This window comes from Chitinophaga tropicalis (assembly GCF_009758205.1).
GTDB classification, from domain to species: domain Bacteria; phylum Bacteroidota; class Bacteroidia; order Chitinophagales; family Chitinophagaceae; genus Chitinophaga; species Chitinophaga tropicalis.
In genome coordinates this window covers 59155-73821 of the sequence record NZ_WRXN01000016.1, presented here as the reverse complement: position 1 = coordinate 73821, position 14667 = coordinate 59155, and the positions used below count along the sequence as shown (strand labels likewise).

The 14667-nt window shown below is 46.6% G+C and carries 13 protein-coding genes; 11 read left to right on the top strand and 2 right to left on the bottom strand.

Going from position 1 to position 14667, the window contains the following annotated elements:
• Positions 1-173 precede the first annotated feature (173 nt).
• From GO493_RS26385 to GO493_RS26370, 4 genes are all read left to right on the top strand, one after another.
• A complete protein-coding gene (locus GO493_RS26385) occupies positions 174-1205 on the top strand; it encodes a Kelch repeat-containing protein (protein ID WP_157309238.1) in 1032 nt (343 codons plus the stop codon).
• Positions 1198-1578 (top strand): DUF4907 domain-containing protein, encoded by a 381-nt coding sequence (locus tag GO493_RS26380; RefSeq protein ID WP_157309237.1) that lies wholly within the window; start codon positions 1198-1200, stop codon positions 1576-1578. Before GO493_RS26385 ends, GO493_RS26380 begins: the two co-directional genes overlap by 8 nt.
• 176 nt (positions 1579-1754) lie before the next feature.
• Positions 1755-3017 (top strand): sensor histidine kinase, encoded by a 1263-nt coding sequence (locus GO493_RS26375; RefSeq protein ID WP_157309236.1) that lies wholly within the window; start codon positions 1755-1757, stop codon positions 3015-3017.
• Positions 2995-3705 carry a LytR/AlgR family response regulator transcription factor gene (locus GO493_RS26370; protein WP_157309235.1) on the top strand — a complete coding sequence of 237 codons (711 nt, stop codon included), beginning with the start codon at positions 2995-2997 and terminating at the stop codon, positions 3703-3705. The genes GO493_RS26375 and GO493_RS26370 overlap by 23 nt, the downstream gene beginning before the upstream one ends.
• Positions 3706-3842: 137 nt before the next feature.
• On the opposite strand, the gene GO493_RS26365 is transcribed toward GO493_RS26370, so the two are convergent.
• On the bottom strand, positions 3843-4970 hold the full coding sequence (locus GO493_RS26365; protein ID WP_157309234.1) for a cysteine desulfurase family protein: 1128 nt from the start codon (positions 4968-4970) through the stop codon (positions 3843-3845).
• Between the two features lie 194 nt (positions 4971-5164).
• Positions 5165-6547: a phosphoglucosamine mutase gene (glmM, locus tag GO493_RS26360; RefSeq protein WP_317165469.1), complete on the bottom strand. Its 1383-nt coding sequence runs from the start codon at positions 6545-6547 to the stop codon at positions 5165-5167.
• Positions 6548-6791: 244 nt separating this feature from the next.
• Between glmM and GO493_RS26355 the strand changes: the two genes are divergently transcribed.
• From GO493_RS26355 to fabG, 7 genes are all read left to right on the top strand, one after another.
• Entirely contained in the window at positions 6792-8810 is a 2019-nt protein-coding gene (locus GO493_RS26355) for an LTA synthase family protein (protein ID WP_157309232.1), read from the top strand.
• A gap of 22 nt (positions 8811-8832) precedes the next feature.
• On the top strand, positions 8833-9603 hold the full coding sequence (locus GO493_RS26350; RefSeq protein WP_232539105.1) for a class I SAM-dependent methyltransferase: 771 nt from the start codon (positions 8833-8835) through the stop codon (positions 9601-9603).
• A gap of 2 nt (positions 9604-9605) precedes the next feature.
• Positions 9606-10184, top strand: coding sequence for a phosphatase PAP2 family protein (locus GO493_RS26345; protein ID WP_157309231.1), 579 nt, complete (start codon positions 9606-9608; stop codon positions 10182-10184).
• A complete protein-coding gene (locus GO493_RS26340) occupies positions 10181-10912 on the top strand; it encodes a ZIP family metal transporter (protein WP_157309230.1) in 732 nt (243 codons plus the stop codon). Before GO493_RS26345 ends, GO493_RS26340 begins: the two co-directional genes overlap by 4 nt.
• A gap of 24 nt (positions 10913-10936) precedes the next feature.
• Complete coding sequence (locus tag GO493_RS26335; RefSeq protein ID WP_157309229.1) at positions 10937-12238, top strand: hemolysin family protein; 1302 nt, start codon at positions 10937-10939, stop codon at positions 12236-12238.
• 121 nt (positions 12239-12359) lie between these two features.
• A complete protein-coding gene (locus tag GO493_RS26330) occupies positions 12360-13898 on the top strand; it encodes an HAL/PAL/TAL family ammonia-lyase (RefSeq protein WP_157309228.1) in 1539 nt (512 codons plus the stop codon).
• Positions 13899-13921: 23 nt separating this feature from the next.
• On the top strand, positions 13922-14650 hold the full coding sequence (gene fabG / locus GO493_RS26325; RefSeq protein WP_157309227.1) for a 3-oxoacyl-ACP reductase FabG: 729 nt from the start codon (positions 13922-13924) through the stop codon (positions 14648-14650).
• Positions 14651-14667 lie beyond the last annotated feature (17 nt).

The following is a 14667-nucleotide window of genomic DNA, read 5'->3' as shown; positions in this document are numbered from 1 at the left end:
AAGGTACTCCTTATCCTACTGCAGGGGTAGCTAGGGTAGTTGGTGGAGAAAAAACCAATTGGCAGATAAAATATACTGTTTGGTCTGGTGAAAATAACCAAATATCTATTTTATGATTTCCCTTAAACAAGGGCGGATAATTTTGGCAGCTATTAAAAAAGTAAAAATAACTTATGCGCTATTTAAATGTATGTTTCCTGGGATTAGCGGCGATGACGTTAGCCTCCTGCTCATCGAGCGACGATACTGAAAAGTTGGGTAACTGGGTAAGAAGAGCTGATTTCAGAGGGGATGCCAGGAAGGAAGCCGTTAGCTTTGTGATCGGTGATACAGCGTATGTGGGCACCGGTTTTGGTGGCCCTGATGCAGGTTCTAAATTAAGTACTTTCTATAAATATGATCCTGTAAAGGATAACTGGGAGCAGATCGCAACCATGGCAGATCCTAACGATCCGTTCAATAACCTGGGCCGTACCGGTGCTTCCGCTTTTGCTGCTGCCGGTAAAGGTTATGTAGCTACCGGTTTTGACTCTGCTTACCGTGCATTAAAGGATATGTGGGCATACGACCCTTCTACCAACTCCTGGTCTCAGAAAGCCAGCATGCCCGCTTCTGCTGAAGCACGCTACTATGCAGTTGGTTTCAGTATTAAAGATTTCGGTTACATTGGTACAGGTACTACCGGTTCAAGCGGCAGCTACCTGAGCGATTTCTGGAAATATAACCCGGCTACAGACAGCTGGACCCCTGCCAACTCCCTGAAAGATAAGAGGAGACAGGCGGTGGCTTTCGTTATCAATGACAGCGCTTACGTTGTAACTGGTACCGGTACTTCTGAAACTTCTACCCGTATGTACGTTTATGACGCTACAAACGACCAGTGGAATGAGAAAAGCCAGATCAAGAACGCAACAGACTTCTCCTATGATGACGACTATACTACTATTGCCCGTTATGGCGCTGTAGCTTTCGTTATCAACAATAAAGGTTATGTAACTACCGGCAGCAGCTCTACCACCTGGGAATATGATCCGATCAATGACCGTTGGGACGAGAAAACTGCCTTTGATGCTTCCAGCCGTACTACCGCTGTTGGCTTCACGGTGAAAGGAAGAGGTTTCGTATCTACAGGTATTTCCAGCTCTACAAACCTGGATGACCTGCGCGAATTCCTGCCGACTGAGGAAAATGATACGAATGACTAGAACTGGCGCTTTACAGGTTGCAAGTTTATTGTTCCTGACCGGGGTTGTTTCTTTTACAGCCTGCAGGCAGAAACAGGAAAGCAAACAGCCTGAACATCAACATACTACGGTTACCGCAATGCAGGACAGCATTGCGGTAATTCCGTTTCAGCTGGAAAATGGAGGTTGGGGGTATAAGATCAATATCGGACCTAAAACCTTCATAGAACAGACGATCATCCCGGTAATTATGGGCAGGAAGACCTTCCAGAGCAAGGAGGATGCCCTTAAAGTGGGCGAGTGCATCGCCAGTAAAATGAGAAAAGGGGAGGGACGTTTCCCTAACCTTACCCGGCAGGAACTGCTGGATATGAAAATAGCCGGCGTAGAGTAGCACTAAGGCTATCGAAGTAAATATTGTAACTTATAGTAATATTGGCCACTGTACTGTGTTTGGCCATATAGGAATCCTTTATCTCCAAAATTTTAACATTCCTTTTAGTCTGCTTAACAAATTTTAACAGCTCCTTTACCGGAATTGAGTGTATGTTTATCGCCCTTTAAGGCAACATGATAAATTTAAAACAACTCTATAGGAACCGGTTATTCAAAGTAGGGCTGCACATTCTGGTTTGGACCTGCTTCCTGTTTCTCCCTTTCTTCATCTACAGGATCCGGATCCAGCATCCCTGGTTCTTTGTCCGTGAAATTGTGGATAACCTCTTTCTGATAGGGCTGTTTTACCTGAACTTTTATCTGCTGATTCCCAGGTTTTTCACTGTCAAAAAAATTGTTTACTACCTTTCTTTCGTGGTGCTGACCCTGGTACTGATCATCCTGCAGCAGGCCGTGACGGAATATGTATTCTGGAAAACCTATGCGGGCAAAGAGATTATGCTGGCCCGTACCCATCATAGCAGGGACGATCAGGGATTGGTGCCGGCTCCGCCTCCGTTTATCCGTTATCATATGCTGGAAAGCAGGTTGCGGCACCGGGAGGAAAGGGAAGGCAAAGTTCCTGTATTTGATGCGGCAATGCTCAGTGATTCCCTGGTGGCAAAACGGGCAGAATTTATAAACTACAAGCAGGAACCGGGTTTCCTGGATTACATACTCTTCCCGGATACATTCCGGAAATCGGTTTTTGCGGCCTTGCTCATGCTTTTTATGAGTGGTTTTATCAAGATTGCACAGGAGTGGTTTAAGAGTGAACAGCAGCGTGAAGTCCTTAAAGTGGAGAATTTAAACGCCGAATTAAAATTTTTAAAGTCACAGATTAATCCTCACTTCCTTTTTAACTGTCTAAACACTATCTATTCCCTGGCACATAAACATTCCGCACAGACGGAACATGCTATTGTGAAGCTGTCAACCATTATGCGGTACATGATCTATGAGTCCAATGAAGATAAAGTGCTGTTGCAGCAGGAATTGCAATACCTGGAAGATTACATTGATATTCAACGCCTGAGGCTACCTGAAGACATTGTAGTGGATTATGCGGTACAGGGGAATCCGGTAGGGTTGAAAATAGAGCCGATGCTGCTGGTACCTTTTGTAGAGAATGCCTTTAAACACGGGATCAGTTATGCTGAGCCTTCTTTCATAGCCATTGCACTGGCAATAGAGAAGAACCAGGTGAGACTGGTTGTTGAAAACAGCCTTTTCCGTCAGCGTGTGGCGGAAAAAGGGGGAATTGGATTACAGAACGTGCGTAAACGGCTGGAACTATTGTATACCGAAGACCACGAGCTGGAAATAACCGAAGCTGAAAACCAATTTATTGTTGATCTTAAAATTATGTTGAAAAATGATCAGGTGTATAGCCGTTGATGATGAACCACTGGCATTGGAAATTATAACAGACTTTGCCAAAAAAGTCCCTTTCCTGCAGCTGGTAGGTACATTTGAAAATGCAACAGAAGCGCTGCGCTTCCTGCAGGAAGAGCGGGTAGATCTCCTGTTTCTTGACATCAAGATGCCTGATATTACCGGTATCCAGTTCATGAAGTCGCTGAAATATCCGCCTATGGTTATATTCACCACTGCCTATGGAGAGTATGCGCTGGAAGGGTTTGACCTGGAAGTAGTGGATTACCTGCTGAAGCCTGTGCCTTTTGAGCGGTTCTTACGTGCCGCTACCAAGGCGCTGGAGCTCAGGACCATGTCTCAGCAGAAGAACGGGGATAGTAATAACGGGCATGTCAATGATTATATCTTTATCAAGACAGAATATAAGATCATTAAGATAAACCTGGAAGATATCCTTTTTATAGAGGCGCTGAAGGACTATACAAAGATCTACACGCCTTTTCAGCCGGTGCTGACGTTGAGAAGCCTGAAGTCTTTCGAGACAAGGCTGCCTTCAGATAAGTTCATACGTGTACACCGGTCTTATGTTGTATCTCTTAATAAGATCAACTCAGTGGAGAAGAATACGGTGATGATAGCTAATCAGTCTATTCCTATCAGTGACGGGTACAGGGAGAAATTTTATGATGTGATTAACAGGAACTCTTAATGTTTCAATAATAGGTGATTTGAGTTTTTCGATGCAGGGAGCGGAGAAACTGCTCAAAAGAAATGGGTTTTGCCTTTGGCAAAACCCATTTCTTTTGAGAGGAGGCTGGTCTGCGACCAGCTAAAAGTCTAAACTGATCAAATGAGCTCTTTCAGTTTTGCAACGACGGTATCTATTTCCTCTTTTGTATTGTCTTTGCTGAAGGAGAAGCGTACGGCAATCCTGTTGGGATCACTGTTAATGGCGCGGATAACATGAGAACCTGCATCTGCGCCGGAAGTACATGCACTGCCGCCGGAGGCGCAGATACCATTTATATCCAGGTTGAAGAGCAGCATCTCACTTTTCTCTGTTTTAGGGAAAGATACGTTCAGCACGGTATACAGGCTGCGCCCGTGCAGGTCTCCATTGAAACCTATGCCCGGAATGTGCTGCTGGAGCTGTTCTGCCATGTACATACGAAGATCATTGATATAAGCGCTGTGTTCTTCATAGTGTGCTGTGGCCATTTCCAGGGCTTTGGCAAAACCAACGATGCCATATACATTCTCTGTTCCGGCGCGCATATTACGCTCCTGGGAACCGCCGTGGATGAACGGAGTGATCTTTACATTCTCATTTATATAGAGGATACCAACTCCTTTCGGACCATGAAATTTATGTGCGGAACCGTTGATGAAATGTACCGGGGTATTTCTCAGGTCAAACGGGTAGTGGCCTACTGTCTGTACGGTATCTGAATGGAAAATGGCGTCAAATTCCTTGCAGAGGTTACCTACTGCGTGCATATCCAGCAGGTTGCCGATCTCGTTATTGGCGTGCATCAGGGTGACCAGGCAGCGTTCTTTTGAGCCGGCCAGCAGTTCCCGCAGGTGTTCCATGTCTACATGCCCGTTGGATAGCAGGTTTACGTTACTCAGCCTGATATTGTCCCTGGAATGCAGGTGTTCTACAGAATGCAGGGTAGCGTGGTGTTCAATCTCTGAAGAGATGATATGCCTGCAGCCAAGGTTATTGATAGCGGCTGCGATAGCTGTGTTACTACTTTCTGTGCCACCGGAGGTAAAGAAGATCTCTCCCGGGTGAGCGTTCAGGATTTTGGCTACTGATTTACGCGCAGTTTCGATGGCCAGGCGTGATTCGCGGCCGTAAGAGTAGATAGAGGACGGGTTACCGAACTTTTCGGTCATGTACGGCAGCATCACATCCAGTACGTTGCTATCCAGCGCGGTGGTAGCTGCGTTGTCAAAATAAATTTTTTTCAAGATGGTGGTGGTTTTTGATATCAATAATGCCGTTGGCGGTCACAAATGTCCTAATTTTTTTGATTTTATTGGTCAGGGAGTGTGGTAGTTGGAAATTTTTAATGATGGAGGGGGGGAATAAAAAAAGGTTTCGTCGTTGGCCGAAACCTTTTTTTAAGTGAATGGGGCCGGCGCGCGGCCGGCTGGAAGCTCAATCAGTGCATGAACTCCCTGATATCCTGCATGATACGTTTGGCGATATTATCTGCCGTGGTTTCATTCTGGCTTTCCGCGTAAATGCGGATAATAGGTTCAGTATTGGAGGTTCTGAGATGTACCCAGTCTTTATCAAATTCTATTTTCAGACCATCCTCTGTATTGAGGGGCTGGTTCTTGTATTTGCCTTTGATCTTGTCGAAGATAGTCAGCACGTCGACTCCTTTATCCAGTTCGATCTTGTTCTTGGAGATGAAGTAGTCGGGATAGCTGTTACGCAGGGCTTTCAGGTTCTTTTTGCTGTGTGCCACATGGCTGAGGAAAAGACCTATACCGATAAGTGCATCGCGGCCGTAATGCAGGTCGGGTACGATAATGCCCCCGTTACCTTCACCACCTATCACTGCGTTCACTTCTTTCATTTTGCGTACGACATTCACTTCACCAACGGCAGAAGGGTGATATTCGCCACCGTTTTTAAGGGTAACGTCTTTCAGCGCCTGTGTGGAGGAAAGGTTGGAGACGGTATTGCCTTTGCGGGTCTTTAATATGTAGTCGGCTACAGCCACCAGTGTATATTCTTCACCGAACATATTACCGTCTTCGCATACAAAGCAGAGGCGGTCAACATCCGGATCTACAGCTATACCCAGGTCTGCAGCGCTTTTATTCACTTCATTGCTCAGGGCGGTGAGGTTTTCCGGCAATGGCTCAGGATTGTGGCTGAAGCGGCCGTTCACCTCGTCAAACAGTACGGTCACTTCTTCGACGCCCAGTGCTTTGAGGAGTGCGGGTACAAAGATGGCGCCTGTGGAGTTCACAGCGTCTACCACTACTTTGAAATTGCGCTCTTTAATGGCTGCAACGTCTACCAAAGGGTAATTTACTACCATGTCAATATGCTTCTGCAGGTAGCTGTTATCTTCCCTGTAGCTGCCCAGCTTATTTACATCAGCAAATGTAAAGTCTTCACGGGCGGCCAGGTCCAGTACTTCCGCGCCATCTTCGCCGGAAATGAACTCTCCTTCGCTGTTTAACAGTTTCAGGGCGTTCCATTCCTTCGGATTGTGGCTGGCAGTCAGGATGATCCCGCCTGCAGCGTTTTCCAGTTTTACAGCTACTTCAACAGTGGGGGTGGTGGACAGGCCCAGGTCTATTACATCCAGGCCAAGACCGTTCAGCGTTGCTACTACGAGCTGCCTTACCATTTCTCCTGAGATGCGTCCGTCCCGTCCTATAACTACCTTTTTGTTGTCTGATTGCTTTATTAACCATGTCCCGTATGCTGCCGTATACCTAACTACATCAAGAGGAGAGAGTCCTTCACCAGGTTTGCCCCCGATAGTTCCGCGAATACCAGAAATCGATTTGATCAGTGCCACGAATTTCAATTTTAAAAGGAAGGGCAAATATAAAATTCCAAATCCCAAAAGACAAATTCCATATTTCCAGCTTCTTGTGTATATAGAGCGGCAGGAAGGGTAAAAATACCTTCTGTCCCTTTTAATGGGATTTTAAGCCTCACTTCTCCCTTGGGGGGAAGGGGAATTTGGTATATTTGCATCCGCGTTTAAATTATTGTTAAATAATCTGCTCGCATTCAATCATAAAACAGCTACGCTCTACATGAAATATTTATGGAAGAATATACCAAAGTATATTCGTTATGTGATTGTCCAGGCCCTATCCCTATTTCTGCTGATGGTCCTGTTCCGCCTGATCTTCTTCTTTTTCTTTTTTCAGACAACCGTTGCTGGTAATGCGCCCGTTGTTAAAGCCTGGGGGCTGGGTCTGAGATTTGACATGCGGCTGGCCCTGATCCTGGTCATACCCTTGCTGTTGTTTGCCGTAATATGGCGTAATGCCTTCTTTACCAAGCCATTTATCCGGCTTTTTACGTTTATCTATCTTTTTATAGTTTATTTCCTGCTGATATGGCACTATATATTTGACCTGGGGCATTTTGCCTACCTGGGCATACGTATGGACCCTTCTGTGTTCCGTTTCTTCCTGGACGGGGAGAGGGCGGACAATGCCAGGATGTTATGGCAGACCTACCCGATACTGCGCACTGTTGCCGCGGTGGGGCTGTTCCTTTTCCTGATGTACCGTCTTTACAGCCGGACTTACCGCCGTATGGCGAAAGAGAAGGCTGTGCTGCTGACGCCCGGCCGTTATATTGGCTGGCTGGCAGGAACGGTGATCGTTTTTGCGGCAGGTATTTATGCGAATGTGGCATATTTCCCGCTGCGCTGGAGCCAGGCCATGTTTACCCGCGATAACGGGATAACCAGTCTTGCGCTCAATCCTGTACTGTATTTTGTGTCTAACCTTTCTGTTCAGAAAGATACGTATGATCTTGATAAGACGAAGAAGTATTATCCTGTAATGGCAAAGTACCTGGGTGTGGAAAATCCTGATGCGGAGAAGCTGAACTTTGTGAGGCAAATCACGGGTGCTGACCCGGGAAAGAAGATGAACGTTATCCTGGTGATGCTGGAGTCTACCGGGGCTTCCGTTACCAGTATGTACGGTAACCCTATGCAGGCTACGCCTAATATGAAACGGCTGGCAGACAGCGGCATCCTTTTCCGCAATTTCTTTGTGCCTGCCATCAGTACAGCCAGGACAGTATATGGGGTGACCACCGGCCTGCCGGACATCACTTCTGCGAAAACGGCTTCCCGTCATCCGCAGATGGTGGACCAGCGTGTTATTATGGACCAGTTCAAGGGATATGAGAAATTCTACCTGCTGGGCGGTAATACCAACTGGGCCAATATCCGCGCTGTATTCACAAACAATGTGGAGGGTGTGAAGATATATGAAGAAGGTTATTATAAAGCGCCGAAGGCAGATGTATGGGGAGTATCGGATTATGACCTGATAACGGAGGCTGATGAGATATTCAGGGATGCGCATCAGCGTAAGCAGCCTTTTATAGCTTTCCTGCAACTGGCTGATAATCACCCGCCCTATACAACCTCCAGTGGTGCGGGCGATTTCAGGAAGGTGACGGAGAAAGACCTGGACATGGTGAAATTTAAAAAGGCCGGTTTTGTATCTGTAGACCAGTTCAATGCGCTGCGTTATGAAGACTATAACGTGGGCCACCTGGTAGACCTGGCCCGGAAAAGCGGTTATCTTGAAAATACTGTCTTTATCATGTTTGGGGACCATAACTGTACCCTTAATCCGTACCATTTCATGCCTGTTCCTGAGTATGAGCTGGCCAGCGGGGGAGTACATACTACCTGTTTTATTTACAGTCCCGGTTTTATAAAGCCTGCTGAGATCAGCTATCCGGTCAGCCTGGTGGATGTTTATCCTACAATGGCCAAACTGGTGGGAATGCCGGTGAAGAATTATACCCTGGGGCAGGACATGCTGGATTCTACGAATGCGGCAGACCGTTATGCTTTCAGTATCTATACGAAGAATCTGCAGGCGTACATGTCAGTTATAGGAGAGCGTTATCAGTATGAGATCAATGAGAAGACGCAGAGCGCTGCCCTTTATGATCTGAAAGGAGATCCTTTAAAGGATGTAAAGGCTCAGCAGCCTGATACTGCGAAAAAACTCGATAATTTAACGCGCGCATTTTACGAAAGCACCCGATATTTGATGTTTAACAATAAAAAGTAGAGCTTTGGAGCGTTTTAGATAAATGATGGAAGCTTATAATGAGATAGCCGTGGAAGTACAAAAACACTGGTTTAAAGATTGGTTCAACTCCCCTTATTATGATCTGTTATATAGTAACAGGGACAGTAAGGAAGCTGTGTCTTTTATAGACAAGCTCCTGGAGTACCTGCGTCCGCCGGCAGATGCAACTATGCTGGACGTGGCCTGTGGCACTGGCCGGCATGCCCGTTACCTGGCGGAAAAGGGTTTTACTGTTACCGGTATAGATCTTTCCATACGCAGTATCAATATTGCCAAAAAACTGGAGAACCCGCGTCTCAGCTTCTTTCAGCACGATATGCGCCTGCCTTTCAGGGTCAATTATTTTGACCTGGTCTTTAACTTCTTTACCAGTTTCGGGTATTTTGAAACGGCCAGGGAGAATGACAATGCGCTGAGAACGCTTAAGAATGCTCTCAGGCCTGGTGGCCGGCTGGTGCTGGACTACCTGAACAGCACCTACGTAGGAGAGCACCTGGTATATGAAGAAGTGAAGGAAATGGGAGATGTGGTATTTGACATTCACCGGGAGGCGGAGGACGGGAAATTCCTGAAGGAGATCAATATCCTTGACCGTTCGAGGATGCAGCGCGCTTCTTATACGGAGAGTGTCTGTGCTTTCACCAAACAGGACTTTGAAGATATGTTTGCCCGCCAGGGTTTGCAGATAACAGATATCTTTGGAGACTATCATTTTAATAACTATGATGAACATCATTCTCCGAGGTTGATCATTATAGCTACAAAACCTTAGTCATGCTGGAAAACCTGCTTCGCCTGGACCTGAAATTATTTTTCCGTATCAATAATCAGTGGACGCACCCGTTGCTGGACGCGATCATTCCCTGGCTGAGGGAGCCTTACTTCTGGGCGCCTCTTTATCTTTTCCTGCTGGTATTCATTGTTATGAACTTTGGCTGGAGGGGTTTCTGGTGGATAGCATTCTTCCTGATCACATTCGGACTGGCGGACCAGTCCAGCCTGTATATCAAGGAGGCCGTAGGAAGGCTGAGGCCCTGCCGGGACCCGCTGATGCAGCAATTTGTACGGGTGCTGGTATCGTACTGTCCGAGGAGCGGCAGCTTTACATCATCTCACGCTACTAATCACTTTGCGCTGGCAACTTTTTGTTTTCTCACTTTCAGGCAGCTGTCAAAAGGATATGCCTCTCTTTTCTTCCTCTGGGCTTTTGCCATTGGGTATGCCCAGGTATATGTAGGGGTACATTATCCGCTGGACGTACTGGGTGGCGCTATTCTTGGCATCTTTATAGGGATGCTCAGCGGCGGATTCTTTCAACGTCGTATCCGACTGGAACCTGAACTGGCAACATGAACTGGATCTTCTTATTAATAGTATTGCTGGCCACGCTTGGCGGCGGCCTTATTCCCATGGTGGTCAGGAAGATACATCCTAACCTGCCTATTTACCTGCTGGCTTTTACCGGCGCCTGCCTGTTCGGGATCACGGTGATGCACCTGATACCGGAGGTATATCATGAGCTGGGGCACCAGGCCGGTATTTACATTGTGATAGGGTTTTTCCTGCAGGTGGCTTTGCAAACGCTTTCCCACGGGGCGGAGCATGGCCATACGCACCTGCCAAGGGGGGACCATGACCATGTGCATATGACGCCCCTGTTATTCGGGCTTTCTATCCATGCTTTTATGGAGGGTATTCCGCTGGGCTTCCAGTTTAAGGACCATGCCGCCATGTCTTCTTTGGTGATTGGCGTAGCTGCCCATAAGCTGCCGGAAGCTTTTACCCTTATTACGGTGATGATACATGGTGGTCAGAAAAGGGCTTCCCTGTGGCGTACCCTGTTCATCTTCTCTCTTGTGACGCCCCTGGCGGCTATACTGGCCGCGGTATCAGGCAGTTATTCCGTATATGTAACGAATATTATCACGTATATTGTAGCGTTGGTAATAGGCGCTTTCCTGCATATTTCCACAACTATTTTCTTTGAAAGTGGCACCAAACACCATGAATTGAGCTACCGTAAGATCATTGCAATACTGGGTGGACTGCTTTTAGCATTTCTTACACTAATATTTGAATAATTCTTTATTTTTAGCCTTTATATCATGGAAGTCGTCGTCATTATCCTCATCCTTATTTTGCTTAATGGCATATTCTCAATGTCTGAGGTTGCCATGGAGTACGCACGTAAAGCGAGGCTGGAATACCTGGCCAATAAAGGGGATGAAAAGGCAAAAGCAGCGCTCAAGCTGGCAAACAATCCGGACAGGTTTCTTTCTACTGTCCAGGTAGGTATCACGCTCATCAGTATTTTAATCGGCATTTTATGTGGTGTAAGCCTGCGGCCGCACCTGATAGCTTATATTTCAACAGAATTCCCTTCCCTGGCGCTGTACAGTAATGGTATTGCTATTACCATTATTGTAGTGTCGGTTACATATTTTACGCTTGTTTTAGGGGAACTGGTGCCTAAGCGTCTTGGTATGCTCCGTCCGGAGTCTATAGCCAAGGAGATGGCCGGTCCTATGAAATTTGTGTCTGTTGTCACTTCGCCTTTTATCTGGCTGCTCAGTATCTCTACGAGCCTTATTATGCGGCTGTTTAACCTGAAGCCGGCAGAAGGTAATATTACGGAAGAGGAGATCAAGGCGCTGATCAATGAGGGCACTACTTCAGGCGCTATTGAGGAAACAGAGCAGGAGATCATTGAAAGGGTGTTTCACCTGGGGGACAGGAACATCACGTCGCTGATGACCCACCGTACGGATATTGTATGGCTGGACGTGAATGATCCGAAAGAGATCGTGCGCAGTAAGATATTTGAAAGCCCTCACTCGGTATATCCTGTATGTGACGGGCAGATAGACAGTATTGAAGGTATTATTTCCATTAAGGACCTCTATATGGCGGCGGCCAGTAATAACTATGTGCTGGCTACCATCATGAAAAAACCTCTTTTTGTACCTGAGAACAACTCTGCTTACCAGGTGCTGGAGAAATTTAAAGAAACCCAGAGCCATGCTGCGTTTATTGTAGATGAATACGGTACTTTCCTGGGTATGATAACCCTGAACGATATCCTGGAAGCTATTGTGGGGGACATGCCGGAGACCGGCCAGGACGATGATTATGAGATTGTGCGCAGGGAAGATGGTTCTTATCTTGTAGATGGGCAAATACCGTTTTATGATTTCCTCAGCAAGTTTGACAAGGAAGACTGGATGGCAGAATTTGAGCAGGAGTTTGATACTATGGCCGGCTTTATCCTGCACCACCAGGAGCATATTCCCAAGATAGGGGAGAAGTTTGAGTGGAGGGGATTTACCTTTGAAATAGTTGATATGGACGCTCATCGTATAGATAAAGTGCTGGTAGAGGCCCCCGAAGTGGATGTAGAAGAAGGTTGATCCCATCAGGCCAACATTACTGTCACATGAATTGATCCCTAAAAAAATCAAACCACAACACTAGGGAAAATTGCTATTTTTGAGCACTTTTTTACATAATCAATTAATTTAATTTAAAATAATGGTTGTTTTAGGAAGTAAGGAGCTTTCACTGGATGAAGTGTACCGTTTGATCTTTGACGGGGAAGAGTTGGTTTTGGAAGAAAGCGCTTTACAGCAGGTAAAGGAAAACTTCGAATTTCTGAAAACGTTTTCTGCCAAAAAACTGATCTATGGGATCAATACGGGCTTTGGTCCGATGGCACAATACCGCATCAGTGAAAGCGATACACACCAGTTGCAGTATAACCTTATCCGCAGCCATAGTTCCGGAGCGGGCAAATACATGCCGCCTGTGTTAATAAAGGGGTTGATGATTGCGCGTCTGAGCAGTTTCATGCAGGCGCATTCGGGGGTACATCCTGAGGTGGTGGTGTTGTTAAAAGACCTGATCAACAAGAATGTATATCCCTGTGTATATGAACATGGAGGAGTAGGTGCGAGCGGAGACCTGGTGCAGCTGGCTCACCTGGCGCTTAACCTGATAGGAGAAGGGGAAGTGGTATATGAAGGGGAGCTGCGCCCTACAGCAGAAGTATATGCCCGGCTGGGCATTAAGCCTATGGGCGTGCATGTACGTGAAGGTCTGGCCGTGATAAACGGTACTTCTGCCATGACGGGTATAGGGCTGGTGAATGTGATAGAGGCTAAAAAGCTGCTGGGCTGGAGCTGTATACTCTCTTCCATGGTCAATGAGATAGTGGAAGCGTTTGACGATCACCTTTCACATGAGCTGAATAATGTAAAGAAGCATGAGGGGCAGCGTAAAGTGGCTGCCGCTATGCGTAATATACTGAAAGACAGTAAGATGGTAAGGCATCGTCCGGACCATTTCTACAAGGAGCTGGAAGAGGAGATCTTTAAAGATAAAGTACAGGAATATTATTCACTCCGCTGCGTACCGCAGGTATTGGGCCCTGTGTATGACACCCTGATGCATGCAGAGAAGATAGTGCTGCAGGAGCTGAATTCTGTGAGTGATAACCCGGTGGTGGACCATCACCAGGAGAATGTTTACCATGGTGGAAATTTCCATGGGGACTATATCTCCCTGGAAATGGACAAGATCAAGATAGCTATCACCAAGCTTTCTATGTTGTCGGAAAGACAATTAAACTACCTGATGAACGAAAAGCTGAACCATAAGTTCCCGCCGTTCATGAACCTGGGGAAACTTGGCCTCAACTTTGGCATGCAGGGGATACAGTTCACTGCTACTTCTACTGTAGCGGAGAACCAGACGCTGTCTTTCCCGATGTATGTGCATAGTATCCCGAACAATAATGATAACCAGGACATTGTAAGCATGGGTTGTAATGCCGCCCTGATGGCGAACCGTGTTATTGAGAATGCCTTTGAGGTACTGGCCATACAGGTGATGACCATGCTGCAGGCGGTAGATTACCTGAATTGCCAGAGCAGGCTCTCTTCGTTCTCACACAGGATCTACCAGGAAGTAAGGGCAATTTTCCCTAAATTTATTGAAGATAGTCCCAGGTATAAGGATGCTAAAAAAATAAAGGAATACCTGCTGCAGAATGACCCTGAGATTGTTTGGTAACTCAAAATAAAACAACTTAAAGAATGAAATGTGCTTTAATAACAGGCGGCTCCAGGGGAATAGGAAGGGCGATATGCATAAAGATGGCGGAGCTGGGCTACTATGTACTGATCAACTACAAAGGCAATGTTGCTGCTGCCAATGAAACGCTGGAAGCAGTAAGGGCCAAGGGTAGCGACGGGGAGCTGCTGCAGTTTGATGTGGGAAATGAGCAGGAGGTGACGACCGTACTTGGCGGCTGGGTAGAAGGTAATAAAGAGAAATACGTAGAGGTGCTTGTTAATAATGCCGGTATACGTGAAGATAACCTGCTGTTCTGGATGAACAGTACTCAATGGAGGAACGTGCTGGGTAGCAGCCTTGACGGGTTTTTCTATGTAACCAAGCAGGTGATTAACAGTATGCTGATGAAGAGGCATGGCAGGATCGTAAATATAGTGTCCCTGTCAGGTCTGAAAGGGTTGCCGGGACAAACCAATTATTCTGCTGCAAAAGCGGGTGTAATTGGCGCTACAAAGGCCCTGGCGCAGGAAGTTGCCAAACGTGGCGTAACAGTGAACGCTATAGCCCCCGGGTATATTAAAACCGATATGACGGCAGAACTGAATGAAAAGGAGCTGGCTGCCCTGGTACCGATGAACCGTTTCGGGACGCCGGAAGAGGTTGCAGAAGCTGTAGCTTTCTTTGCATCCAAAGCATCCTCTTATATTACGGGAGAGGTACTGTCTATTAACGGGGGATTATATACATGATTTCAAATGCGGTTAAT

What these genes read in the sequence shown, in the direction of transcription:
- GO493_RS26385 (WP_157309238.1), top strand. Translation starts at nt 174, where the DNA reads ATGCGCTATTTAAATGTATGTTTCCTGGGATTAGCGGCGATGACGTTA.
- GO493_RS26380 (WP_157309237.1), top strand. Translation starts at nt 1,198, where the DNA reads ATGACTAGAACTGGCGCTTTACAGGTTGCAAGTTTATTGTTCCTGACC.
- GO493_RS26375 (WP_157309236.1), top strand. Translation starts at nt 1,755, where the DNA reads ATGATAAATTTAAAACAACTCTATAGGAACCGGTTATTCAAAGTAGGG.
- GO493_RS26370 (WP_157309235.1), top strand. Translation starts at nt 2,995, where the DNA reads ATGATCAGGTGTATAGCCGTTGATGATGAACCACTGGCATTGGAAATT.
- GO493_RS26355 (WP_157309232.1), top strand. Translation starts at nt 6,792, where the DNA reads ATGAAATATTTATGGAAGAATATACCAAAGTATATTCGTTATGTGATT.
- GO493_RS26350 (WP_232539105.1), top strand. Translation starts at nt 8,833, where the DNA reads ATGATGGAAGCTTATAATGAGATAGCCGTGGAAGTACAAAAACACTGG.
- GO493_RS26345 (WP_157309231.1), top strand. Translation starts at nt 9,606, where the DNA reads ATGCTGGAAAACCTGCTTCGCCTGGACCTGAAATTATTTTTCCGTATC.
- GO493_RS26340 (WP_157309230.1), top strand. Translation starts at nt 10,181, where the DNA reads ATGAACTGGATCTTCTTATTAATAGTATTGCTGGCCACGCTTGGCGGC.
- GO493_RS26335 (WP_157309229.1), top strand. Translation starts at nt 10,937, where the DNA reads ATGGAAGTCGTCGTCATTATCCTCATCCTTATTTTGCTTAATGGCATA.
- GO493_RS26330 (WP_157309228.1), top strand. Translation starts at nt 12,360, where the DNA reads ATGGTTGTTTTAGGAAGTAAGGAGCTTTCACTGGATGAAGTGTACCGT.
- fabG (WP_157309227.1), top strand. Translation starts at nt 13,922, where the DNA reads ATGAAATGTGCTTTAATAACAGGCGGCTCCAGGGGAATAGGAAGGGCG.